21 protein-coding genes, 1 tRNA gene and 2 pseudogenes are annotated in these 25457 nt (G+C 43.3%); 11 read left to right on the forward strand and 13 right to left on the reverse strand.

Going from position 1 to position 25457, the window contains the following annotated elements; genetic code table 11:
• Positions 1-86: 86 nt before the first annotated feature.
• On the reverse strand, positions 87-692 hold the full coding sequence (locus tag V7L29_RS03990) for a J domain-containing protein (RefSeq protein WP_334734612.1): 606 nt from the start codon (positions 690-692) through the stop codon (positions 87-89).
• Between the two features lie 28 nt (positions 693-720).
• On the opposite strand from V7L29_RS03990, the gene V7L29_RS03995 reads away from it, so the two are divergent.
• The 6 genes and pseudogenes from V7L29_RS03995 (at position 721) to V7L29_RS04020 (ending at position 10843) form a co-directional block, all read left to right on the forward strand.
• Complete coding sequence (locus tag V7L29_RS03995; protein ID WP_334734613.1) at positions 721-1815, forward strand: tocopherol cyclase family protein; 1095 nt, start codon at positions 721-723, stop codon at positions 1813-1815.
• Between the two features lie 47 nt (positions 1816-1862).
• Positions 1863-1936 (forward strand) — tRNA-Arg (locus tag V7L29_RS04000).
• A gap of 508 nt (positions 1937-2444) precedes the next feature.
• Positions 2445-3782, forward strand: a complete 1338-nt coding sequence (locus tag V7L29_RS04005) for a P-loop NTPase fold protein (protein ID WP_334691646.1) — start codon at positions 2445-2447, stop codon at positions 3780-3782.
• On the forward strand, positions 3752-8884 hold the full coding sequence (locus tag V7L29_RS04010; protein WP_334734614.1) for an nSTAND1 domain-containing NTPase: 5133 nt from the start codon (positions 3752-3754) through the stop codon (positions 8882-8884). The genes V7L29_RS04005 and V7L29_RS04010 overlap by 31 nt, the downstream gene beginning before the upstream one ends.
• Before the next feature lie 139 nt (positions 8885-9023).
• A pseudogene (locus tag V7L29_RS04015) lies at positions 9024-9212 on the forward strand (IS1 family transposase); the annotation flags it as partial.
• Between the two features lie 278 nt (positions 9213-9490).
• Positions 9491-10843 carry a cytochrome P450 gene (locus tag V7L29_RS04020; RefSeq protein WP_334734616.1) on the forward strand — a complete coding sequence of 451 codons (1353 nt, stop codon included), beginning with the start codon at positions 9491-9493 and terminating at the stop codon, positions 10841-10843.
• Between the two features lie 378 nt (positions 10844-11221).
• Here the strand turns inward: V7L29_RS04020 and V7L29_RS04025 are convergent, their stop codons facing one another.
• From V7L29_RS04025 to V7L29_RS04035, 3 genes are all read right to left on the reverse strand, one after another.
• Positions 11222-12079 (reverse strand): SDR family NAD(P)-dependent oxidoreductase, encoded by an 858-nt coding sequence (locus V7L29_RS04025; protein ID WP_334691658.1) that lies wholly within the window; start codon positions 12077-12079, stop codon positions 11222-11224.
• Positions 12080-12141: 62 nt separating this feature from the next.
• Positions 12142-12369, reverse strand: a complete 228-nt coding sequence (locus tag V7L29_RS04030) for a hypothetical protein (RefSeq protein ID WP_334691659.1) — start codon at positions 12367-12369, stop codon at positions 12142-12144.
• A 29-nt stretch (positions 12370-12398) separates the two neighbouring features.
• A complete protein-coding gene (locus V7L29_RS04035; protein WP_334691660.1) occupies positions 12399-12539 on the reverse strand; it encodes a hypothetical protein in 141 nt (46 codons plus the stop codon).
• A 524-nt stretch (positions 12540-13063) separates the two neighbouring features.
• Between V7L29_RS04035 and tatC the strand changes: the two genes are divergently transcribed.
• The gene (gene tatC, locus V7L29_RS04040; RefSeq protein WP_334734617.1) at positions 13064-13858 is read left to right on the forward strand and encodes a twin-arginine translocase subunit TatC; all 795 of its coding nucleotides are present in this window, start codon (positions 13064-13066) and stop codon (positions 13856-13858) included.
• A 151-nt stretch (positions 13859-14009) separates the two neighbouring features.
• Here the strand turns inward: tatC and V7L29_RS35380 are convergent.
• Together V7L29_RS35380 and V7L29_RS04050 are read right to left on the reverse strand one after the other, a co-directional pair.
• Positions 14010-14195 (reverse strand): annotated as a pseudogene (locus tag V7L29_RS35380) (hypothetical protein); the annotation flags it as partial.
• 77 nt (positions 14196-14272) lie between these two features.
• Complete coding sequence (locus tag V7L29_RS04050; RefSeq protein ID WP_334691663.1) at positions 14273-14581, reverse strand: DUF3067 family protein; 309 nt, start codon at positions 14579-14581, stop codon at positions 14273-14275.
• Positions 14582-14810: 229 nt separating this feature from the next.
• On the opposite strand from V7L29_RS04050, the gene petC reads away from it, so the two are divergent.
• The 4 genes from petC to V7L29_RS04070 all read left to right on the forward strand — a co-directional run bounded on the left by petC (position 14811) and on the right by V7L29_RS04070 (position 17441).
• Positions 14811-15350: a cytochrome b6-f complex iron-sulfur subunit gene (gene petC / locus V7L29_RS04055; RefSeq protein WP_334691664.1), complete on the forward strand. Its 540-nt coding sequence runs from the start codon at positions 14811-14813 to the stop codon at positions 15348-15350.
• A gap of 180 nt (positions 15351-15530) precedes the next feature.
• The gene (petA, locus tag V7L29_RS04060) at positions 15531-16532 is read left to right on the forward strand and encodes a cytochrome f (protein ID WP_334691699.1); all 1002 of its coding nucleotides are present in this window, start codon (positions 15531-15533) and stop codon (positions 16530-16532) included.
• Between the two features lie 214 nt (positions 16533-16746).
• The gene (locus V7L29_RS04065) at positions 16747-17001 is read left to right on the forward strand and encodes an RNA-binding domain-containing protein (protein WP_334734619.1); all 255 of its coding nucleotides are present in this window, start codon (positions 16747-16749) and stop codon (positions 16999-17001) included.
• Positions 16998-17441 (forward strand): hypothetical protein, encoded by a 444-nt coding sequence (locus tag V7L29_RS04070; protein ID WP_334734620.1) that lies wholly within the window; start codon positions 16998-17000, stop codon positions 17439-17441. Before V7L29_RS04065 ends, V7L29_RS04070 begins: the two co-directional genes overlap by 4 nt.
• Positions 17442-17631: 190 nt before the next feature.
• On the opposite strand, the gene V7L29_RS04075 is transcribed toward V7L29_RS04070, so the two are convergent.
• From V7L29_RS04075 to dnaK, 7 genes are all read right to left on the reverse strand, one after another.
• Positions 17632-17829, reverse strand: a complete 198-nt coding sequence (locus V7L29_RS04075) for a DUF6887 family protein (protein WP_334691667.1) — start codon at positions 17827-17829, stop codon at positions 17632-17634.
• Positions 17830-17839: 10 nt separating this feature from the next.
• Entirely contained in the window at positions 17840-18004 is a 165-nt protein-coding gene (locus V7L29_RS35385) for a DUF6888 family protein (RefSeq protein WP_442944128.1), read from the reverse strand.
• Positions 18005-18073: 69 nt separating this feature from the next.
• The gene (locus V7L29_RS04080) at positions 18074-19663 is read right to left on the reverse strand and encodes a glycoside hydrolase family 57 protein (protein ID WP_334734621.1); all 1590 of its coding nucleotides are present in this window, start codon (positions 19661-19663) and stop codon (positions 18074-18076) included.
• A gap of 481 nt (positions 19664-20144) precedes the next feature.
• Positions 20145-21248, reverse strand: coding sequence for a small ribosomal subunit biogenesis GTPase RsgA (rsgA, locus tag V7L29_RS04085; RefSeq protein ID WP_334734622.1), 1104 nt, complete (start codon positions 21246-21248; stop codon positions 20145-20147).
• A complete protein-coding gene (locus tag V7L29_RS04090; RefSeq protein ID WP_334691670.1) occupies positions 21245-21502 on the reverse strand; it encodes a sulfurtransferase TusA family protein in 258 nt (85 codons plus the stop codon). Before V7L29_RS04090 ends, rsgA begins: the two co-directional genes overlap by 4 nt.
• Complete coding sequence (gene dnaJ, locus V7L29_RS04095; protein ID WP_334691671.1) at positions 21502-22632, reverse strand: molecular chaperone DnaJ; 1131 nt, start codon at positions 22630-22632, stop codon at positions 21502-21504. The genes V7L29_RS04090 and dnaJ overlap by 1 nt, the downstream gene beginning before the upstream one ends.
• A gap of 704 nt (positions 22633-23336) precedes the next feature.
• Positions 23337-25295: a molecular chaperone DnaK gene (gene dnaK, locus V7L29_RS04100; RefSeq protein ID WP_334734623.1), complete on the reverse strand. Its 1959-nt coding sequence runs from the start codon at positions 25293-25295 to the stop codon at positions 23337-23339.
• Positions 25296-25457: the final 162 nt, after the last annotated feature.

The following is a 25457-nucleotide window of genomic DNA, read 5'->3' on the forward strand; positions in this document are numbered from 1 at the left end:
TATGCTGTCGCCGTTTGAAGCAACACGCACTCTTGGGCACAGCATTGCTGTGCCCCTACGAATGATATGTATTTTGCTTGTTATCTCTAACGTCGATTTAGCCGCAGTAAACTTTTTATCCTCTGACAAAATCTTTCTACCAGAGGTTTAGGTTTAGATCCAGGTCTAGCTGATCGTGAACTACGTGCAGCGTCCGGATTTCTTAACTCTTGTTCTATTTGTGCAGCTTTATTTAAATCTGAAGCCGCTCTATATTCGTATCCTAGTTGAGAGCAAACTAGCCCACGATATTTATATGCGTCAATATAGTGAGGATTGAGGCGAATTGCATGGGTAAAATCTGCGATCGCCTCCTCATATCTTCCTTCTGTAGCATTCTCTACTCCCCAAGTATAGAATGTTTCTGCATCCCAACGATTGACAGATATTTTTGTGGGATTTGTAGGCGAAGATGAAGATGGATTTTCACTAATGAGAGGCTCGGATAGACTTTCAGATTTGAGCTTGTTGTAAGCTGCATTGATTGATTTAATTTTTTCTTCAGCTTCCTGTTTTTGCTCTTGATCAACAAAGCGATCGGGATGCCAAATTTTCACCAGTTGACGGTAAGCTCGCTTCACCTGTGCTGGCGATGCACCGGGTTCCAACCCAAGAATTTCATAAGCATGATTGAGATCAAGGTGATCGCGCATACTGAAAAATAGGCAACTATGTAAATCTATGTTAACTATTCCGCTAAATCTCCTTCAATCAACCCAAACTCCCCATTCTGGTTATCACTGGGATGGTAGTAGTCGTCGCTTCTTTGAAGGCTGGTATTACCGCGTCACTTTGCCGGAAATTGGGCAAACATTCGCCTTTATGTATTCCATTGAAGACCCCATCGGTGGTAAACCCTATAGCGGCGGTGCAGCCCAAATCCTTGGCCCGGATGACGAGTATTTATGCCGTACTTTTCCTGATGTCAAGAAATTTTGGGGTAGTCGAGATGTCCTGGGTTTAGGTCATTGGGGTAAAACGGATTTGCAAGTTTCTCCCCTATACCTCCTGCCAGCAGAGTTTGAGCATCATGTTCAAGAAGGATATCAAGCCACAGCCACCTTGAATCAGGGAATCATTAGCGAACGCGCTACCAATAATTATTGCCGTTGGCAGTATGAAATTCAACCAGTATACGGTTGGGGCAATCAAAATAGCATTCAGCAATCAACCGCAGGCTGGCTATCGTTCTTGCAGATTTTTGAACCGGGATGGCAAATTTTGATGGCTCACGGTTTAGCCAGTGGGAAGATTGACTGGAATGGCAAAATCTACGAATTCACCAACGCCCCAGCCTACGGCGAGAAAAATTGGGGTGGTGCTTTTCCTCAAAAATGGTTTTGGATAAATTGTGATTCCTTCGAGGGCGAACCCGATTTAGCATTAACTGCTGGCGGTGGACGGCGGGGTGTGCTGTGGTGGATGGAATCTGTAGCGATGATTGGCTTGCACTATCAAGGCAAGTTTTATGAATTTGTTCCCTGGAATTCACAAGTAAATTGGGAAATTCAGCCTTGGGGTAGATGGCAAATGAAAGCCAGTAATTCCAATTACGAAATTGAATTAACAGGAACTACGCATCTACCTGGTACACCTCTACGTGCGCCCACAGCAGAAGGTTTAAGATACTGTTGCCGAGACACCATGCAAGGAAAGTTAAATTTAGAGTTACGAGAACTAAGTGGCAGAAAATCTCAAATAATCCTGAAAGCAGAAAGTTTTCTTTGTGGTTTAGAAGTAGGCGGCTCTTGGGATAATTGTTGGCAGTCTCGCTAAAAATACTGCTATGATTATATATGCTTCATAGTTGGGGCTTCATAGTTGGGGTTGTAGCTCAGTTGGATAGAGCGGACGCCTCCTAAGCGTCAGGTCGTGCGTTCAAGTCGCACCAGTCCCGTAATCAAAAAATCCCTAAGACCTTGACTAATAGCAGGTCATAGGGATTTTATTTTTTACTGTAGTCGCCAGAAAAGAGTAAAAGTATCCTAGATTTGAACCACAATCCCCGCTAGGGGCACACAGCTAGCTGTTTGTTCGTCCTGACAGTATGGTTTAATTACCTAAAAATTGCTGTAACAGAACTCTATATTCAAAAACACTCGAAAATTGTACCTAATAGTACCTTTTTTTGGATTAGATATTTTTATGATTGATAAGATAAACTTATTTTGTATCCGAAATTTTTGGAAGTATTACTTAATAGTAGTATTTCTGCTTATTTAAAATAAAATATCAGGATTGCCTTGTGCTAGATGAAACCTAGATATGAACAATTATCCGAAATACTGCTAATTTAGTTAGTATTTTGAGTGAGATGTATTTAAATTAAGGCAGAAATTTCCTAAAACCAATATATTTATTCAGTAGATTTTGTCATCCCCATTCCTGAGTGAACTCGATTAGTTATGCTCCTAGATTTAGAAAGATTTTATCAGGCTTGCAATCCGAGCAGACCTCTAATCATAGGAAATGCCAGCGATCGCCGATACTATATCGATTTTGCTGCGGTGCGGGGTGGCAAAATCATCGAAGCTTTGCAGCGCACGATCGCTCGAATCTCGCCGGATGCACCAACTTGTCAGCTATTTACAGGACATCTCGGCTGTGGAAAATCAACGGAGTTGTTGCGCCTCAAAGCTGAGTTAGAGGAGCAGCAATTTCATGTAGTTTACTTTGAGTCTACCCATGTCTTAGAAATGGCAGATGTGGATGTGACTGATATTTTGTTGGCGATCGCCGGTCAGGTGAGTGAAAGCCTAGAAGCGATGAAAATTAGGCTCAAACCTACCTACTTTACCAAGTTGTTTAATGAACTTGTCGATTTCTTGCAAACGCCAATTGACCTTGGGGTAGAAGCAGAGTTGTCTGTGGGAATTGCCAAAATTACAGCTAAAACTAAAGAAAGCCCCCAATTGCGGCGGCGGTTAAGAGATTATTTAGAACCGCGAACAGCAAATATTTTACAGTCAATTAATCAAGAATTGCTAGAACGTGCCAACAAGGAACTGAAAGCTAGGGGTAAAAAAGGACTGGTAGTGATTGTTGATAATTTGGATAGAGTTGCGATTCGACCTTTACCATCGGGGCGATCGCTGCCAGAATATTTATTTATTCAGCGCGGTGAACAGTTACGCAAACTGAATTGTCATGTAGTCTACACTATTCCCTTAGCCCTGACTTTCTCCAACGATAGCGCCGAACTTCAACATCGTTTGGGGGGAGGAGTCGCACCAAAAGTGTTACCGATGATACCTGTGCGTCTGCGCTCTGGGGAGATTTTCCCACAAGGGCTAACAATGTTGCGGCAAATGGTGCTAGCTAGAGCTTTTCCAGACATTTTGGCCAGTGATCGGTTAGGCTTAATTACAGAAGTGTTTGATAGTCTGGAAACCTTAGATCGATTGTGCTTGATTAGTGGTGGTCATGTGCGCGACTTGCTAGGGTTGCTATTTGACTGTTTGCGAGAACAAGATCCACCCTTTGAGCGGGAGTGTGTCGAACTAGTGATTCAAAGACAGCGGGATTACCGAACTAACGCCATCGACCCCCATGAGTGGGAATTAATCTTTCAGGTAGTGCAACAGCAGAGGGTCAGAGGTGATATAGAATACTACACTCTCTTGCGAAGTTTATTTGTATTTGAATACCGTGATCATCAGGGAGCTTGGTTTGCCGTCAACCCAGTTTTAGCAGAGACAGAAAAATTTAAATCATGGTTGAACGACACCCACAAGCAGATATAACAGCAACTAACGAGCGGGCTTTGCGGAGTTTGGGGAGAGCAATTGCCCTTTCTAGCGGTCAATTCTCCCTGGTTTTAGTGTGCTGCAATTATCGAGTTTTGCAAGAGCTAATGCTGCAACAACTCGAAGAACTCTCTTCAGGAGTACACCAAATTCAAAAGGTAGTTCTGCCGCATAATGCTAGAAGCCTTTATACAAGTATTCATTTACAACTACTAACCAAAAATAATCCGCCATCGGCTTTGATGATCTTGGGTTTAGAGTCAGTAGATGGACTCGATGATCTACTTAGGTCTATCAATCATATTCGCGATGAATTTCGCAAACGCCACCCATTTCCAATGATTTTGTGGGTGAATGAAGAAGTGTTGCAAAAGGTGGTGCGTTTAGCACCAGATTTCGCTAGTTGGGCGGCTACACCGATTCAGTTTGAAATGACAACTCAATCGCTGCTGCAATTTCTGCAACAGGAAACTGACTCTTTATTTGCCACGGTGTTACCAACCAATGCTGCACAACACCAACCTCCAGAAGTTGTAAAGCATTATTCCACTGTAGAGCAAGTCTGGAAACATAGCTATGAACTCCACTTTGCCATTAGAGAGTTGCACAATCGTGGTATTACCTTAGAGCCAGAATTGCACGCTAGTTTAGAATTTGTTTTTGGTTTAGATAATTATATTAGCGATCGGATCAATACAGCTTTAAGCCATTTTCAGCAAAGCTTGCAAGTTTGGCAAAAGTTGGTGGAGACAGGGGATGGGGGAGCAGGGGGAGCAGGGGGGGATGAAGAAGTATTTTCTTCCTCATCTCCTCCATCTCGCCCATCTCCCCTACTTCTGCGACAGGGAATTTTACTGTTTTATATTGGGCTGTGTTATTGCCGTTTTGCAGAGCAAAATCAAACAGAAAACCGCCGCCATTGGTACACAGCTAAATCTTATTTTCAGCAGTGCTTGAATGTTTTGCAGGTGGCTGGGCGTTCAGATATAGTTGCTGGATTTATTGGTCAACTCGCAGAAGTTTTACAATATCTGCAAGAGTGGGAAGAGTTGCAAACGGTTGCTCAAAAGTCTCTGGAGTTACATCAAACTTATGGTAGTCAAATCCAATTAGCTTGTGACTACGGTTTTCTGGCGCAAGTGGCTGTGCAGCAGTCGCGGTGGGTACAGGCGAGTATATTAGCACACGTATCATTGCTGAAATTAGGTGAAGCGCAAAAGCACAACGACCCTTATAACTGCTTCTTTCCATTATTAATGGGGCAAATTTACTATTTAGTTTTAGCGAAAGCACAGCGAAAGTTAGGTGAGCTAGAAGTAGCTCGTGAATACCTAGACAAGGCGACAAAAGAACTGCCGGCAGCCTTAGAAAGTAGTGCCCATCAATACGATGCCCATCGTTATATTCGCCTATTGCGGAGACTGCGATCGCTGTACTTTGAAGAAGGGCGCTATTTGGAAGCCTATTACATTCGACAGAAACGGCGTTCTGTTGAGCAGCAGTACGGTTTTCGGGCTTTTATCGGTGCAGGGCGTTTGCAACCGCAAAGACAGGCGACAAACCCAGCATTGATGTCATCTTCTGGGAGTAGCAGCGTTGCTTTAGAAATTGCTGCTTCTGGTCGGGAGCGTGATATTAATAACTTAATTGGCAGAATTAGCCGCGCCGATCAAAAGTTGACGGTGATTCATGGTCAGTCAGGGGTAGGTAAGAGTTCTACTGTAACTGCGGGTTTAGTTCCAGCACTGCAAAATCGAGCCATTGGCGATCAAATAGCCGTGCCTGTGGTGCTGCAAGTTTACACCGATTGGGCACGGGAATTAGGAAAATCTTTAAGTGAGGCGATGTCTAGTGACGCATCCCTTGCTATTTACGCTGACATCATACCAGAAGTAGCCATTGAACCGGAAGCTTTGCCCTACTCTGCCACACCTATTACCATCGTCAGAATTTTACAACAACTCCAAGAAAATGCTGATAACCATCTGATCACAGTTTTAATTTTTGACCAATTTGAAGAATTTTTCTTTGGTTATAGCAATCGCAATCAAAAGCAAGAATTTGATAAATTTATTAGTGACTGCCTCAAAATCCCCTTTGTCAAAGTTATCCTTTCCTTGCGAGAAGATTATTTACATCGCTTATTAGACTTTAAACATCTTTCGGCACTGGAAGCAATTAACAACAATATTCTCGACAAGCATATTCGCTACCAGTTAAATAATTTTTCCCCAGAATATGCGAAAGCTATAATCCGAAAGTTGACGGAGCGATCGCAGTTTAATTTAGAACCTGCTTTAATTGATGCCTTAATCGAAGATTTATCAACAGAATTTGGAGAAGTCCGCCCCATTGAATTGCAAGTTGTAGGAGCACAAATCCAAGATGAGCGCATTACTACATTAGAAGAATATCAGCCATATAGACCCAACAAACTGATTGAGCGATATATTAAGGAACTAATCAAAGACTGCGGGCCAGAAAATGAACGAGCCGCTTTACTGGTCTTATACTTATTAACAGATGAAAGTAATAACCGACCTTTTAAAACTCGTGCTGAATTAACGGCGCAGCTAGCAGAGTTAGAAGATGCTGGCAAATTAGAGTTAGTATTAGATATTTTAGTACGCTCTGGGTTAGTGGTTCTGTTTCCTGATGTACCAGAACGCTATCAACTGATTCACGATTATTTAGTGAATTTAATTCGCTACCTACAACAACAAGAATCGAGCTTACAGGTACAACTAAATCAGCTGCGCTACAAAGTAGAACAGAGTCAAGCTGAGATTGAGCGCCTTAAGAGCGAACTTAGCCAAAAAAAGCAGCGTTCAAAATTGGTAGATTCTCATCCTCAACCGGGATTGGACTTATTAACAGAATTGCGGGAGTTACAGAAACGCGAAGAATTGAGTCAGTTAGAAATTGAGCAATTGCGAGCTGAACTCAAAGAGAAAGAACTAACAGCTAAACTCGCAGAAAGCCAAAAAAAACAAAGGCTTAGTGAAGCTCAATTAAATCGTTCGCTAAAAATGGCACTGACTGCTTCTGTTCTCGCCATATTAGGATTAAGTGTTTCCATAGTGACAGCAGTAGATAGCGAAATTAAAACCCTGAGTGCATCCAGTGATGCCCTCTTTGCCTCGCAAAAAGGTATTGATGCTTTAAAAGAAGGTTTAAAAGCGGCGAGAAAATTACAACAAACAGTCTGGGTAGATTCCTATACAAGAGAGGAAGTACAGACGGCACTCTATCAAGCAGTTTCTGGGGTAAGAGAGTATAACCGCTTAGAAGGGCATATATCTGGGGTAAATAGTGTTACATATAGCCCTGATCGCTCTTTAATTGCCTCAGCCAGTGCGGATACTACAATCAAACTTTGGCGTCCTGATGGTAGCTTGGTCAAAACCTTGTCAGGACATGAAGATGTAGTTAATAGCGTCAGTTTCAGCCCAGATGGTCAAATCCTTGCTTCCGCCAGTCAAGACAAGACGGTGAAACTTTGGAGTCGAGAAGGTCAATTGCTTGCTACTCTATTAGGGCATCAAGGTGTGGTGAATAGTGTCAGTTTTAGCCCTGATGGTCAGATTATTGCCTCGGCGAGTAGCGACAAGACAGTGAAACTTTGGAGTCGGGATAACAAGCTGCTGAAAACCTTGCTCTTACATGATGGTGCAGTTTTAAGTGTCGCTTGGTCACCTGATGGTCAGACCATTGCTTCCGGGAGTGCTGACAAGACGGTGAAATTGTGGAATCGAGATGGCAAGTTGCTCAAAACCTTGCAGGGACATGATGATGCAGTCAAAAGTGTAGCTTGGTCACCCGATGGTAAAACTATTGCTTCTGCTAGTTTAGACCAGACAATCAAACTGTGGAATCTGGAGGGTAAGCTACTGCGAACCTTATCGGGGCATAGTGCTGGAGTCACCAGCATCAGTTTTAGCCGTGATGGTAAGACGATCGCTTCCGCAAGTACCGATGAGACAATCAAACTGTGGAGTTCTGAAGGTGTGTTGCTTGGCACACTGAAGGGACATAATAATTGGGTTAACAGTGTCAATTTCAGCCCAGACGGTCGCACCCTTGCTTCTGCTAGTCGGGACAAAACTATTAAACTCTGGCATTGGGACGATGTGCTGCTGCGAAAGCCCAAAGCTGATAATGATGATTGGGTAACTAGCATCAGTTTTAGCCCAGACGATCGCACCTTGGCAGCAGCAAGTCGAGACAAAACTATAAAACTTTTCAGTCGAGATGGGAAACTACTCCGTATATTCACCGGGCATCAAGGTCAAGTTTGGGGAGTTAGTTTCAGCCCTGATGGGAAAGCGATCGCTTCGGCTAGTAAAGATAAAACGGTGAAGCTTTGGAGTCGGGACGGTAAACTACTCAACACTTTACAGGGTCATAATGATGCCGTTTTGGGTGTTGCTTGGTCACCTAATGGTAAAGTAATTGCCTCAGCTAGTAAAGATAAAACGGTGAAGCTTTGGAGTCGGGACGGTAAACTGCTCAACACGTTGCAGGGACATCAAGATGCGGTGAATTGGGTGAGCTTTAGCCCAGATGGCAAGTTGCTAGCCTCAGCCAGTGATGACAAAACCGTTAAAATCTGGAGTGTGGATGGTAAATTGCTATACACATTAACTGGTCATAGCCGCCGCGTAAATGGGGTTGCTTGGTCACCTGATAGTCAGGCGCTCGCCTCAGTTAGTATTGATAGCACGGTGAAGATTTGGAGTCGGGATGGTGATTTGCTAAATACTTTCACAGGAGATGGTGATAGTTTTATCAGTGTGAGTTTTAGCCCCGATGGCAAGACTTTAGCAGCTAACAGTGATGACAAAGTGAGGATTTGGAACCGAGAAGGGACATTGCTGATTGCTTTGAAAGGTGATAAGCAAGAGTTAACCAGCGTCAGTTTCAGTCATGATGGCAAAACTCTGGCTGCGGGTAGTGGTAATGGCACAGTAATTTTCCAAAATTTGGCAGATATCCAACTCGAAAAGTTACTGGCACGGGGTTGCTATTTGCTACACGATTATTTGCAAACTAACCAGAAAGTGATGAATAGCGATCGTGCCTTGTGTTCTGGTAGGTGATGGAGATTTTGTCCCCATTCAAATCGTTAATTTAAAATGAACGTCAAGCTTTGGAAGTGTAAGGGAGATGCTGCAAACACTTGCAGGTCTTGATGCTGGGGTTAAAAGCCTGAGTTTTAACCCGGATGGACAAGTTTTAGCTTCCTCAGACTCCGTGAGCAAAATCTATATGACCAGGGTTGAAGGAGAAAATATCCGTTTACGTTATTACTTAGCACGCTTACATCACAAAACATTATGCTATTCTGAATCAGTAGATATGCTTAAGTACTCAATTCGCTTATTACTTCACTATTTAAAGTATAGGGAAATACCCGTGTTTAACTGATTCATCCTGCATTTATGCAACGCCCACTGCGAAATAACTAGCAATACTGCTGTTCAACAGCAGTATTGCTATTGATTATCGGTGGCAGTACTGCTGGACTTTTAGTAGCGTGGGTGCTGGTAGACCACTTCGATTAAATGACCATTATTTGCGATTGCCTTTGTTCTTAATTCCAATTGTCTCTAAGTCGGATAGTATAATAGTGCTACAGAGAGACAAAGACACTTTCTTAGAATAATTAATTTTAAACAAAATAATCACTTCTGTAGTCAGTAAGTATGATGACAATTAAACAAATTGAAAAACTTAAAACTCCTAAATTTATCCAACAAATCGAATCGACCCTAAAACCATTGGAGTTTTTGGATCGTTGTGCCAAAAATTATGGAGAACTTTTTTTTACTAATTCTTTTGGCAATTTAGAAACTTTAGTTGTTAGTCATCCCCAGGATCTTCAAGAGTTATTTAATCCCACAAATAAAATTCTTGATGCTCCAGGTGCTGCAAATGAAATCTTCAAACCTCAACTTGGAGAAAACTCATTAATTGTACAAGATGGAGAACGCCATCAGCGTCAGCGAAAGCTAATCATGCCTCCGTTTCATGGGGAACAGATGCTCAATTATGGGCAACAGATTTGTGAGATTACCCAACAAGTGGTACAACACCTCAAACCAGGTGAAACCTTTATTGCTCGTCATCTCAGTGAAGAGATTACCATGACGATTATCTTAAAAGTAGTCTTTGGTATTGATCAGGGATTAAGATTTGAAAAACTGAAAAATTTAATGGCAACTTGGCTGGGTTTGACTAGTTCACCACTCAGTGCCAGTGTTTTATTACTTCCGTCTTTACAGAAGGATTTAGGTGCTTGGAGTCCTTGGGGAAGATATCTGCGTTTACGACGACAGATTGATGAAAAACTGATGGTGGAAATATTGGAGCATCGCCAACAAGCGCAAACAAGTCGTTTTGATATTCTGAGTTTGCTAATAAAAGCAAAATATGAAAATGGAGAGAGCATGAGTGATGCCGAATTAAGAGATAACCTCTTAACTTTACTCAATGCTGGTCACGAAACCACTGCTACTGCAATCGCTTGGGCTTTGTACTGGATTCATCAACAACCAGAAGTCTATCAAAAAGTGTTGCATGAGTTACAAGGTTTAAATACTCCCGATCCGCTCCTCATTGCTCAACTTCCTTATCTGACAGCAGTTTGTCAAGAAACTTTGCGGATTTACCCTGTAGTTCTTTTCACTTTTCCTAGAATTACTCTACGCTCTGTGAATTTAAGGGGATATGACGTTGCTTCTGGAACATATGTGACACCTTGTATTTACTTGACTCATCGTCGAGAAGATTTATATCCCCAACCAGAGAAATTTCAACCAGAAAGGTTTATTAATCGGAAATACTCATCTTATGAATTTTGGCCCTTTGGAGGAGGTTCTCGTCAATGTCTAGGTCAAATATTTGCTTTGTTTGAAATGAAATTAATTCTGGCGACGATTCTGTTAAATTATCAGTTGAAATTAGAGGAGAAAGCCCCTGTTACTCCAGCACGTCGAGGTTTTTTATTAGCCCCTCAAGGTGGAGTAAAAATGAGTCTTGTGGTGGATACTATTTAAACTACTTATGCCCTTTTCCGTATTTTCTCACCAATGATTTCGGATTGCTATAGGTGTCATTATTTGTCCTCTGGAACGTGCAGAAGTAGAAATTGAATGTATTGTCGATACAGGATTTGAAGGGTTTTAACCTTGCCACCTATAGTAGTCACTAAACCTTAAAGCGCAGCATTAGCGAGGACCGAGCGTCGATACGAGCGTCACTCTGAGAGCTTGCCACAGGCTACCGCAGAGGCGCAGCGAAAAGTCGGAGCGGCGGGAACCGCCGATCTTAACTTTTCAAGACAAGAACATCACTTTTAAGACAGAGGAAACAGAGAGAAGAAAAAAATGCTTAACCCAAGCGTATTGGATAAGAAGCGAATATCTATTTGTAATCTACAACCCCATTGAGTATAAAATTATCCGGTCATGCAGATGATCGGGCAAAATATGCTTCAGCACAGCTCCAATTTTGGCATCTTGTCCAACGAGATAGCGTGTCTTGGGTTGCTTTGCAGTCAGCGCATGGACAACAGCTTGAGCGACAATATCCGCAGAAATTCCCCCAGATGCGATAATCTGCATTTTCTTGCGGACAATATTCATCGCCTGACCGTAGAGATTTTGTGCCGATTGTAGTAAATCCTGCTGTGCTATTTCAGATTGACTTAGAGACTTTTCCCAGATTGGAGTAGCGATCGCACCAGGTTCGATAATGGAAACGGAGATTCCCCAAGGACGTAATTCCATCCGCATCACATCATTGAGTGCAACGAACGCAAATTTTGAGGCATTGTAAGCTCCCAGGAACGGCGTCGGACTTCTACCTGCAATCGAACCCATATTGACAATTCGACCCCGACTTTGGCGTAATAGACCAAGAAATGCTTGTGTCACTGCTAATTGTCCGCTGACATTAACCTGCATCTGGTGTTGAAATTCTGCGATCGGTAATAATTCTAAGGGGCCTGGGACAGCAATTCCGGCATTATTTACTAAACCTAAAATTCCCCCATCACCGACTGCATTTGTTACCTTATCAACCGCAGATGCGATCGATTCAACGTCAGTAACATCTAAAAAAATCGGAATCAGCCTTTGTGATCCTTTCTGTTTAAGTGTTTGAGCATCAATATCTTGACGCACGCCAGCAAAAACAGAGAAGCCCAACTGGTCTAAAAGCAAAGCACACGCCTGACCAATTCCTGTTGACGCTCCTGTAACCACTACTGTACGTTGATTTCCTGCTACCATTAACTCTCTCCGTACTATAATGAAATTGCTGTAATTACGAATTAAAAATTACGAATTTAGTATCAATCTCTGCAAGTACCAGCGCGAAGGCAATCTTCAGTTTGGTCATCTCTAGCCGATATTTGCCACGGAAAGTCTGACTGAGTATTTGTGCTATAAACGATTAGAGCAGTTATTTTGGAAAGCTGGTTTTCGACAATTGACACGTCACTACTATAAGTATTGCCCAGTTCAGCATTGTATAAATAAATAGGCAATGCCATTAGTCCAATGCAAATTGTCCGATTCATAAAACCTCAGCTAAAAATTTCCGATTGCGCTATACATAGATGCCACCTTGATGAACCGGATTTTCAAAACTGAGTATTATATGTTGATGTTGTGTCAATTTACTCAGCGCTAGTAGCCGCAGAGACGTGATTTCTAAATTATCGGTTCCACCCTTTTTTAGGTTAGGCATTGCCTACAAGATGGCTTCCTACTAACTTATGCAGATGCAACCCCAAAAAACAGGACAAAAAACCCACAGCACCCAAAAACATATCTTGGTAGCTGCATTCCCCGGATAAAATAATGAAGAGTGCTGAGTCACCGAAATAGACGATGACCGACAAACAAAAGGATACAAGCCCATAAATAAATGATGCTGTTGGTCAATTAATTCTAAGTCTGACCCTTCACCACTAAACTTGGGGATTTGGAAGAAATATTTGCTCAAATTTTCTCCCCCTGCCTCCCTTGCCCTTGGTGTAACCCCCGATTAATTCGCCAACAACATCATAAATTTAGGGGATTGTTAATTTTGAATTTTGCGGAAAGTCTGAGCGGAGGTTTCCGACACTCGCGGACTCGCTCTAAGCGTTGGCGCAGCCTCTCGAAGAGAAGCTATGCCGTTGGCGTTCGCGAACAGCGTGTCGCAGCCCGCCGTAGGCATCAAAACTTTCCAAGACGAATGCATGAATTTTGAATTCGGAGCGAAGCGACGTGACGCCTTCACAAGACGTAGATACTGTAAACGTTCCCAACATCGATCCAGAAGGATATGGCAACTCAGACACTGATCCTCTTGATGAGTTGCCAGGTGAAGTCGAAATGTCCCTTTTCGACCACCTAGAAGAGTTGCGACAGCGGATTTTCTATTCGCTAATTGCCGTAGCGGTGGGTATTATTGGCTGTTTCTTTGCCGTTAAGCCGATTGTTCAGCTACTTGAGATTCCAGCACAAGGAGTAAAATTTCTCCAACTTGCACCTGGAGAATATTTCTTTGTCTCTCTCAAAGTTGCAGCCTATACTGGCTTCGTACTCACTAGTCCTTTCATTCTTTATCAGATTATCCAGTTTGTGCTTCCAGGATTGACTCGCCGCGAACGCCGTTTACTGGGGCCTGTGGTTTTAGGTTCAAGTGTGCTGTTTGCGGCGGGATTAGTATTTGCCTATTTACTCCTTATCCCCGCAGCTTTGAAATTTTTCATCAGCTACGGAGCAGATGTAGTCGAACAACTTTGGTCAATTGATAAATATTTTGAATTTGTGCTGCTACTGTTATTCAGCACTGGTTTAGCATTTCAAATTCCCATTATCCAACTGTTGCTTGGTAATTTGAACATTGTCTCGTCTGAACGCATGGTTTCTGGTTGGCGTTACGTGATTATGGGAGCAGTGGTTTTAGGAGCCGTCCTTACACCTTCTACTGACCCTCTGACTCAAAGTCTCTTAGCGGGAGCAGTTTTAGGGCTTTACTTCGGTGGTGTTGGACTGGTGAAGCTCACAGGTAAATGACGATCGCATTACTTCAATTCTAAATTCCAAAAAATCTCAACTCAGGTAATGAGTGCAGTTAGTAGGATCCTAACCACTATTTCCAACTCTTCTGTGAATCGATAAAGGTTGATTGCTTGCTCAATGTGCTGTGTCTGTCGATACAATCTGCTTCCTCAATTCGCTGCTTGAGGTCACCAAGTCGGTCTAATGTGCCAGAATATTGTGGTAAATCAATAAATTTCCGCTCAAACGAATAGCCAAATTCAGCAAATAAATCGTCAACCGTAAACCCTAACTCAAAGTAATTACTAAAAGTATACGAACGATTTGGGTCTAGCAATGGTTGGCGACTCATTTGAGTGTCAATGCGTTTTACTGTATAAAAAATACTGTGATTACTTAGAAATTTATTAATGTTAATGCAATAACGGGTCATAATATCCATTCCGAAGATCGCCCACCCAAATCTAAAGGAATGCTAACAGCTTTGCCGAGCCGGGGGCGATCGCGTGTTTGGGCAATAAATTTTTGTACCTGTGTTGACCCACCCAAGGCATGAAGATAGTTAGCAATGCTATCAAGATGCTCTTGGTACTCTGCCTCGCTCAAGGGAAAAGAAGCTTGCTCCAGATATTTCCACATTACTTGCAAAAATATCTTTCCCTGTGTCCGCCGCAACTGGACATCGTAAGAGTATCCCCACTTATCAAGCAACATCTGATGTAATTCATGTCCTGTCATAGCTTTTCTCAATCAGATTTTACATTTAGTTATGATGTTAAGTTCCGTGACTCCAGTATGATAAGGATATAAAGAAATGTAATGCTAACAAAAAAGATGCTTGATATATCTTGGAACAGAGAAGTATGGCATCGTTGTGAGCGCTAGCATTTCGACTTAGACAAGAGTTGCTCAAGTACTAGTACTTTTGTCAAAATGCTTAACAAAATACATAAAGAGCGCGTAGATTATGGCTCAATTTTCTGAATCAGCAGACGTGCCCGATATGGGGCGTCGTCAGTTCATGAATCTGCTAACTTTTGGGACTGTCACTGGAGTGGCTCTCGGTGTATTGTATCCCGTTGTCAAGTACTTTATTCCACCCGCAACTGGTGGTGCTGGTGGTGGTGTAACGGCAAAAGACGAGCTAGGTAACGATGTTAGCGTCGCTAAATTTCTAGAAAACCGGAATGCAGGCGATCGCAACCTAGTCCAAGGACTAAAGGGAGATCCCACCTATATTGTGGTAGATAGCAAAGAAGCGATCAAAGATTATGGCATTAACGCCATTTGCACCCACTTAGGTTGTGTCGTCCCCTGGAACGTTGCTGAAAACAAATTTAAGTGTCCTTGTCATGGTTCCCAGTATGACGAAACTGGTAAGGTTGTTCGGGGACCTGCACCGCTGTCTTTGGCTTTGGCCCATACCAATGTAAATGACGACAAAATTGTCTTAACCCCTTGGACTGAAACCGACTTCCGCACAGATGATGCACCTTGGTGGGCTTAATAATTTTGTCCTTAGTCCTTAGTCATTTGTCCTCTCTTACAAAGTTCTGTTCGCCGGAAGCCGGCGCACCCTGCGGGAAGCCGCAGAAGCGTCTACAGACTTTGCGCTTTGTTCAGGGCTTAATGACTAATGACTAATGACCAATGACTAATGACTAATTCAATCGTTGTCCTTATAGAGATGAGAAATGTTTTCATAACAGCGAGGTTAACTCGCAGTGCTAGAGCGATTGTAAAAACATTGCTCATAGCGATCGCTACCGTGACATTCTACTTCACCAGCGATCTAGCCCTTCCTCAATCAGCTGCTGCCTATCCCTTTTGGGCACAGGAAACCTATCCTGAAACCCCCCGCGAACCAACCGGGCGGATTGTTTGTGCCAACTGTCACCTAGCCGCCAAGGTTACAGAAGTGGAAGTTCCCCAATCAGTGCTACCTGACACTGTATTCAAAGCTGTGGTGAAAATCCCCTACGATACCAGCGCCCAGCAAGTTGGTGCCGATGGTTCCAAGGTTGGCTTGAACGTTGGTGCTGTACTGATGCTGCCTGAAGGCTTTAAGATTGCTCCTGAAGACCGTATTTCCGAGGAACTTAAAGAAGAAGTTGGCGATACTTTCTTCCAACCCTACAGCGAAGACAAAGAAAATGTCGTCATCGTCGGGCCTTTACCTGGTGAACAGTATCAGGAAATCGTCTTCCCAGTTCTTTCTCCCAACCCCGCAACTGACAAAAATATCCACTTCGGTAAATATTCAGTTCACGTAGGTGGTAATCGGGGACGCGGACAAGTTTTTCCCACTGGTGAAAAGAGCAACAACAATGTTTACAATGCTTCCGCTACTGGCACAATTACCAAGATTGCCAAAGAGGAAGATGGAGACGGTAATGTCAAATATCTAGTAAACATCCAACCTGAATCGGGTGATGTTGTCGTTGATACGATTCCTTTAGGGCCAGACCTGCTTGTTTCCGAAGGGCAAGCAGTTAAGACTGGTGAAGCTTTGACCAGTAACCCGAATGTTGGTGGATTCGGTCAACATGATACAGAAATCGTCTTGCAAGACGCCTCTAGAGTCAAAGGGTTGATTGCGTTCATCGCTCTTGTAATGTTGGCTCAAGTTATGCTTGTGCTGAAGAAGAAGCAGGTTGAGAAAGTTCAAGCTGCTGAGATGAATTTCTAAATTCTTTGTTTGCTAAATCATTACTTATGAGACAGGCAATAAGCCTGTCTTTTTTAACGTTAGTTACATGAAGCCTATAAATTTGGGACTTAACTGCTAGTATTTGAGCGTAAATGTTTTAAAAGCATAAACAAAATACACCTTTTTTAAAAAGGATTTATGAAAGAATCTGTCGAGTGTTAATTTGAGGTTATTGGTATTATTGTTTAGCGGTATGTCTAAAATCAATCTCGAAACCTTTGACTTAACCCAACTTCCAATTGCAGAGGATGATAATTTTGAATTCAAGTCAAGCGAGACTTCACACAATGAACTCAAAAAGAAACTAGGCTGTGCAGTGTCAGGCTTTGCGAATTCTGGAGGCGCTTGCTTTGTTGGTGGTGTTGACGGTAATGGTAATGCGGATAAGGGGTTGCTTCTGAAGATTGGAAGGCAGGATTTACGCGATTGGGTTGATCAAATAAGATGAAGAACTCTGAAAAACTTTTTCCGCTAAAACTATCTCTCATTGATCGCCACAATCCTTTCTTCTTTGATGTAGCAACTTTTTTTCAAGCAGAAGAGCGATTTGGAAAAGATATTCGTCTTGAAGTAGAGTATTACGATCTTTCTGCAAATCGTTATATTTATGAAACAGCAATTGAAGTTGTTGGCTCACTTCTACCAATTACCATCGGAAACGATAATCCTGAAAAAATGCTACGGACACTCGAAAAAATCGAGAAGACGCTTTCAGGGTTAAAAGTTTCGCGTGAGAGTGTCGTTAAGCCCAGCCTTCTGTTGCCTAAACAATCAGACAGCGTATTATCGCCCGTTGAAAAACTAATTCCAGAGCTTCTAGCAGATATGAAAAATGACTTGTCTGAGTATCCGTTTATCCCTGAATTTGTCATTTTAAGCAATAAATAGGTTTACAATCCAGACCCTAATAACATGGTTCTAGCGTACTATTTTGAAGATCACTCTCATTTGAGAAATAAATTACGAATTCTAGAGAATTACGGACTGATTTACGAAATTACTTATAATAATGTTGCTCGTTTTGTTATTTCAAAAGAGCTTGCTGTATATTTGACAAGCGACAGTCAACACAATAATCTCAAAGCTCTCTATTAATCTTACGCCTAATGATTTCTATCTGGGCTTGCATATCAGCTTCTGTCACAGGCATAGGATACTTTGGAGAATTAGGGTCGCGTTTGCTCATCAAAAAACGTAGAGCTTCAATATCTTCACGGTTTTCCACGACATAAGCTCTCAATTCTGTAAAACTCATTAGCTCATAATTCGGGTTCATTGACAAACTCTCATTCGCCATTGGGATAAACAATAATTTGCAGTTCATCCACAGATAGGATGTAAACTTCTCCGGTTTTATCGTCAAATCGAAATAAGCGGATGTCTTTGTAAAGATTTGACCGCATTTGACAAACCCTTACACAGGCTAAGGCTTGCTCTGTTGTTGGTAAAATAAACGCTCCTCACTACTAATATAAGGTGGGTATTGCCCACCCTACTGCTGTTGATTATTTTGTGTGAGACTATAGCGGACGGTAGACGCGATAGTTGATTTCGGGGAAGATATTATCCATTAACTCGACTTTTTCTAGCCAACCGCTGTCAACTTTGCCGATTTTCACGTCTTCATAGAGCTTATTGAACCGCATCAGGTGCGATCGCGTCCGTCTGACTGCATAGGGTACCATAGTTCCCGTCCGCATAATAAATGCCCAGTCAGAAGATTGTGCCAATAACAATTCCCGTGCTGCTTGGTTCAATGCTCTCCACTGCAATTCATCCTCTGGTTCCAGGTGCGAGATTTCAATCATCCGTTCAGTGGCTTTGTGCAAATGCGGATAAATCCACGCATTCGTTTCGTTTAACCAATACTCGTGGAAACCCTTGAAACCCCAACTTGATTGCGAGGGACGACAGACTTGCTGCGTCGGTTGATCCCGCAAATAGTCTGCTAAATGGGTCATTGCATAGGTTCCTTGGTCATACCATGACTTGCGGAATAGGTAATCGATGAACCAGGGACCTTCATACCACCAATGTCCAAATAACTCTGCATCGTATGGCGAAACTATAATTGGCGGGCGCTGCATCATCCCATAGAGATGCTCAGATTGCTGCTCTCGGTTATACATAAAGTTAGCAGCATGTTCTGCTGCCTTTTCCCGTGCCCAATACGGATCGTAGAGTGCCTTATCTGAAAGTCCTAAGCCACGTCCAGTAATTTTGTGATACTTAATGCCCGTATTTTTTCGCTGACCATTGGGCATAATGTAGGGCTTGATGTACTCATATTCTGCTTCCCAGCCCAAATCTTTGTAAAATTCTCGATATTCCGCCGCCCCAGGATAGCCTACCTCAGAAGACCATACCTGTTGGGATGATTCATGATCTCGACCAAAGACAGCAACACCAGTTTCTGTATAAATTGGGGCATAAGTGCCAAAGCGCGGACGGGGACGGGCGTAAAGGATGCCATGCCCATCGGTAAGGAAGTAGCGTAACCCAGCATCGGCTAGCATCCGCTCTAAACCTTCATAGTAGGCGCATTCAGGCAACCAAATGCCTCTGGGTGCTTGTCCAAAGGTTTGCTCATAATGTTCACAGGCTACCTGAATTTGCGCCCACACTGCTTCTGGATACATTTTCATCAACGGCAAATAACCGTGAGTAGCACCGCAAGTGATGATTTCCAGGTTGTTACTGTCTTGGAACTGCTTAAAAGCTGTCACCAAATCACCCTTGTAGCTTTCCCATAGCTGACGCGCTTCCTTAAACTCAGTAGCGTAATGTTCGGCTAAATAACGAAGATGCCCGTTATTGATATTATGTTCTACTTCTAGTTGTATAAGTTCTTCTAGTTGGGCTAAGTGTGCGTCATAGCGTTCTTGAAGCAGAGGATCACGAAGCATCGACACTAGAGGTGGTGTCATACTCATCGTGATTTTAAAGTCGATACCGTCTCGCTTTAAGCCTTCAAATACTTTCAATAAGGGGATGTAGGTTTCTGTGATGGCTTCATAGAGCCATTCTTCCTCCAGCACGTAGTCACTTTCCGGGTGACGAACGAAGGGCAGATGTGCGTGGAGTACAAGCGCGACGTAGCCGATAGCCATAGTGATTTTGGGGTGATACTTGTAAGTTGAAGGTCGAGAGGTTTGGCAGAAATCAACAATATTTTAAGACTTTATGGGGATCGTAAGAATAGTTTTCAATTGAGTTAAATACAGTGTTTATGGGGGTACAACAATGTTGTGCCCCCACCGCATGTTGTTGTTAACTAGTTTTGAATCTCTGTAAAACCTGCCTATTTGTTTATTGTATAATCCTGTAATTAAAATATTTACTCAGGTTCAATGCCTGCGGCTCGTAAGCGTTCTACCAATTTTTCAGCCCGTTGGCGTTCCTGTTCTAGTTGTTGGTTCGCTTGCTGTAACTGTTTTTTCTTCTTATGGCAACATTACTCAATGCCCATCTAGGGTAAAAAAGCGTAATTTATCAAACAAGATAGTTTTTCTGTTTGTATCTATCCATGCTATCGTGACAAACCTTTGCATAGAAGTGCGTAGGCGCAGCCCGTCGTAGACATCACACTTCTTATTCCTCATCCCGGTATAACTCCTGCAAGTCCTGTAATTGAGTCTTCCGGGAAATCCGGCGATATTTTTTACTTTCTAGCTTAGGTTCATATTGACTCTGCCCTTTGCCTTTGCTTTTTAACTTCATAGTAGATTCAGGATCAGCTTGTTGGTGCAGCTGAGTTTGACGGGCGATCGCAGCATCCAAAAATTCTAAATAATGTTCATATCGTTCCCAGTCTCCCCGCACTGCACACTCAGGCTCGTCTCGATGCAGACAATCACTAAACCGACAGCTAGCAACTGCTAACCGCTTTCTGGCTTCTGGGAAATAATGGATTAATTCTTCTGGGATACAATCCATGTCAGGCTGATTAAAGCCGGGGGTATCTGCAAGCATTCCACCGCTAGGCAACTCAAATAATTCTATATGGCGAGTAGTATGACGACCACGAGCTAGTTTGCCAGAAACTTCTCCCACTCGCAACTCAAGAGAGTTAATTAGCGTATTAATCAGGCTGGATTTCCCAACGCCGGAAGGCCCAGCAATTACAGTAATTTTATTGCTCAAATATCTGGCTGCTTGGTCGGTATTTATACCATTTTTGACGCTAATAAATATCGGTTGATAGCCCCAACCAATAAGGCGATCGCTAATTTGTTGCTGTTCTCGCTGTGAAATTAAATCACTTTTATTCAAACATAAAAGCACATCCAAGCCAGTAGACTCAGCTTTAATTAAAAACCGACTCAGTTGATAAGGTTCCAAAGGTGGATCAGCTACGGCAAATACCAATAGAATTTGGTTGACATTGGCGATCGCTGGACGATCTAACTGACTTTGGCGGGGTAAGACATCAGTGATCGCTCCCCGTCCCCCAGCCCAATCTGGCTCTTCTACTACAACGCGATCGCCTACCATCACCTGTTGTCCGATTTTTTTCAGGCGTGTTCTGCGAGTACAGAGGAGAAGGGGGGGATGAAGAAGATGAGGAGGATGAGGAGGATTTTGCTCCCTCATCTTTCCATCCTCTTGATCCAGCTGTACTCGGTAAAAATTAGCCTGTACAGCAAGCACCGTACCTAATAACTGTCCAGTTGCGGCAAAATTTTCCCCTGTCATTGGCCAGCAAATGGACGGCGCACTAACAGGGAAAAATAACTACTACAGTCTGTAATTTGTTCCACCTGATAACCTGCCATTGTCAGACTATCAGGAACCTGCTCAATCGGCTCACCCGGGTCTAGCCAGACTTCTAGCAAACCTCCCAATGGCATTTTCTCCAGACGTAGTTTTGTCCGCACGAAATTAATTGGGCAAGGGGTGCCGCGTAAATCTAGTTGAGCATCGGGAGTTGAAAGAGAAGAGGGCTTCATTACTTAAATAGATTTCCCAAGAATCCTTCTAGACCACCTTTACCAGTGCGATCTCCCTTAATTTTAGCCAGCTTCTCCAACAGTTCCCTCTCCTCTGGGGTAACTTTGTTGGGAATATCAATTAATACGTTCAGCATATGATCCCCACGACTTACGGGATTACCCAAGCGGGGTACGCCGCGATTTTCCAACTTCATCACCGTATTAGGCTGGGTTCCAGCTGGAATGATCAGTTCCACTGGCCCATCTACTGTATCTACCTCTAACCGACAACCTAAAATTGCTTGCAGGTAGCTAACTTTAATTTCCGAAAGAATATTAATGCCATCCCGTTGGAATTCCTCGTCCTCATTCACGAACAAGTAAACGTACAAATCCCCAGAAGGGCCATTACGTTGACCAGCATCTCCTTCACTAGAAATCCGCAAGCGTGTGCCATTATCCACCCCAGCTGGAATGGTAATTTTGAGTTTCTTCGTGACTTGATTTGCGCCCTTACCATCACAGGCATCACACTTATCTTCAATTACCATCCCTGTCCCATTACAAGTGGGGCAAGTTGAGACTTGAGTGAAACTGCCAAAGGGTGTTCTGGTGACACGGCGTACTTGACCCGATCCGCTACAAGTAGAACAAGTCCGAGGGCGGGTTCCAGGTTTAGCACCAGAACCGCTACAAACTTCACAATTTTCTAGATGCGAAATGCGAATTTCTTTTTCACCGCCAAATACCGCTTCCCGAAAATCTAACTTCAGGTCTAGTCGCAAGTCATCACCCCTGGCTGGCCCGTTGCGCCGTCTTTGTTGCGTGGGACTACCCATACCGCCAGCAAAGCCACTAAAAATGCTTTCAAAGATATCGGCAAAACCGCTCATATCGCCAACATCTTGGAAGCCTCCCCCAGCAGCACCTGAGACACCCTCTGGGCCAAAGCGATCATAACGAGCGCGGGTTTCTGGCTCTGAGAGTACCTCATAAGCGCGGTTAATTTCTTTAAAGCGATCCTCCGCCCCCGGTTCTTTGTTCACATCTGGGTGATACTTCCGGGCTAAACGGCGATAGGCTTGTTTGATTTCTTCTTTGTCGGTGTCACGAGAGACACCCAGGATTTCATAATAGTCGCGGGCCATATAGCAAAGGTAAAAGTTAGAAGGAAGAAAGCAGAGGTCAGTAGAACGTCACGGTCACTTGCTACCTTACGGAAAAGCGTTTTGTCTACAGAAATGGAAGAGCAACACAGTATCCGTTTAAAAGGCGGCTTGCCGGAGGTCAGGCAGAAGATAAAATTAATTTTTGTTAATAACTGATTTTACCCTTTACCTTTTACAAAAATCACCGACAAATCTTGAGCAACAGCTGCTTTCCTCGTGGGAGACGACAAAAGCTATAGAAGTTAGGAGCTGGTTGTAAGCCTCTGCTCAGACTTCTCACTGCCGAGTCGGCTGTCTCTTTTACAATTGTGCTACGTAGGAGAGGAAAACCCCGCCCATCAACCAGAGGGGCTAGCCGCACCATTAGGTGTGGAAAACCACCCATATGCAATGAAAGTGTATCTGAACTGGCACACTGCCTAGCTCAAAGTAATTTGCTTCTACAATCTAGCAAACCGCTGAGGTCTTGTGAAACTTCGCTAAATTTATAATCAATATATTTAGATATATTAAAGTGTCTTAATAAAAATCTGCAACTCAGGGATTGGGGATTGGGGATTGGGTACTGGGCACGGGGTTTGAAGAGTTACAGGTGTAGCGAAAGGGTTCACAGGGGAGGAATTTTCGCTTTGCTTCTCTGCTTCTTGCCCAATCCCTGGTACCCAGTCCCCAGTCCCCAACCCCTAATCTATCGCCTCATAATCAGCCTGTGCGGTACTTTCTTCGTCAAAATCAAAGTTGAATTGTGGTATTAGTGTGCCATTCATTGGTGAGTCTATTTCTGAGGTAAAAAGACTAGCTGAAGCCTCCTCAATCTCATCACTTTGGCTGTTAGCTCGATTGTAGACATCAGCACCAATTGCAAGCAGGGTTTGTTGGAAGTCGTCTAAGCGCTGCTTAAATTCCACTGTAGAGATGCTGGAGTCAATCAATGCAGCTTGGAGTTGTGAAACTTTTTCACTGGCCAAGGTTTTCATCTGCTCGCCGATAAAGTTGCCATTATCCTTGATGGTGGATTCGTAACTGAACAATAGATTATCTGCTTGGTTTTTGAGTTCAACCAGTTCTTTACGTTTTCTATCTTCTTCGGCAAACAGTTCAGCCTCTTGGCGCATCCGTTCGACTTCGTTGTTACTCAAGCCACCTGTATTGGTAATCCGAATACTCTGTTCTCTACCTGTACCTTTGTCTTGGGCAGAAACCTTCAGGATGCCGTTGACATCGATTTCAAAAGATACTTCAATTTGCGGTACACCACGGGGAGATGGGGGAATTCCTGCTAGCAGAAACTTGCCGAGACTCTTGTTATCTCGTGACATTGCCCGTTCACCTTGGAGGATGTGAATTTCTACCGAGGTTTGCCCATCAACTGCTGTGGAAAAAACTTGTGACTTACTAGTAGGAATTGTGGTGTTGCGTTCAATGATTTTGGTGAACACTTCACCCAAGGTTTCAATTCCCAAGGATAGAGGGGTGACATCCAATAGTAAGAGATTATCGACTTCCCCACCCAACACACCTGCTTGGATAGCCGCTCCCAATGCTACCGCTTCGTCAGGGTTGATAGAGCGATCAGGAGCTTTGCCATTGAAAAATTTAATCAGCGCGTTTTGGACTGCAGGAATGCGGGTAGAACCACCTACCAAAATAATCCGATCTATGGCTTGTGGTTTGAGATCCGCATCTTTGAGCGCTTGGCTCATCGGTTCGATGGTCGCTTCAATTAAATTAAGTGCGAGTTCTTCAAATTTAGAGCGGCTAAGTTCCATCTCCAGATGCTTTGGGCCAGTCTCATCAGCCGTGATAAACGGCAAGTTGATAGAGGTATTCACCATGCTGGAGAGTTCAATTTTTGCCTTTTCTGCTGCTTCCCGCAGGCGTTGCAGTGCCATCTTATCTTGGGAAAGGTTGATTTTTTCCTCTTGCTGGAAGCGTTGAATCATCCAAAGCACGATCGCATTATCAAAGTCGTCTCCACCTAGTTGATTGTTACCACTAGTCGCCTTAACTTCAAAAACGCCATCCCCTAGTTGCAGGATCGATACGTCGAAGGTGCCGCCTCCTAAGTCGAATACTAAAATTAGCTGCTCTTGGTCTTGCTTTTCCAATCCGAAAGCTAAAGCCGCAGCTGTTGGTTCATTGATGATTCGCAGAACTTCTAGTCCAGCAATAGTACCAGCATCTTTAGTTGCTTGTCTTTGGGCATCTGTAAAATATGCTGGTACGGTGATCACTGCCTGAGTGACCTCCTCACCCAAGAAGTTTTCCGCATCCTGCTTGAGTTTTTGCAGGATCATCGCGGATAGTTCTTGTGGCGTGTAGTTTTTTGAGCGAATTTGGACATCAACGGTATCGTCTCGACCTTTGACACAGTTGTAGGGTACGCGATCGCGTTCTGTTTCAGTGTCTTCCCAACGCCGCCCGATGAATCGTTTAATACTGTAAATTGTATTTTCAGCATTGGTTACGGCTTGGCGCTTTGCCAATTGACCAACCAAGCGATCGCCACTCTTCCCAAATCCCACAATACTTGGAGTAGTTCGTCCACCTTCAGAGTTGGAGATCACAAGTGGTTGACCGCCCTCCAAAACTGCGACGCAACTGTTAGTAGTGCCTAAGTCGATCCCAATAACCTTTCCCATATTTACCAGTATTTTTACTGAGTCTTTCTGCTGTAATATGTTGCGGACTAACTTTTTTGCTAAGAACAAAGGCTAGTGGATAACATCTGTGGAACCCCTGTTGCTGGTAGCAAGAAAGAAGTTGAAATACAGAGATTTATCCAAAGCCTTGTTTTTGTTTAG

Origin of the sequence: Nostoc sp. (genome assembly GCF_036916575.1) — a bacterium.
Taxonomy (GTDB): Bacteria; Cyanobacteriota; Cyanobacteriia; order Cyanobacteriales; family Nostocaceae; genus Nostoc.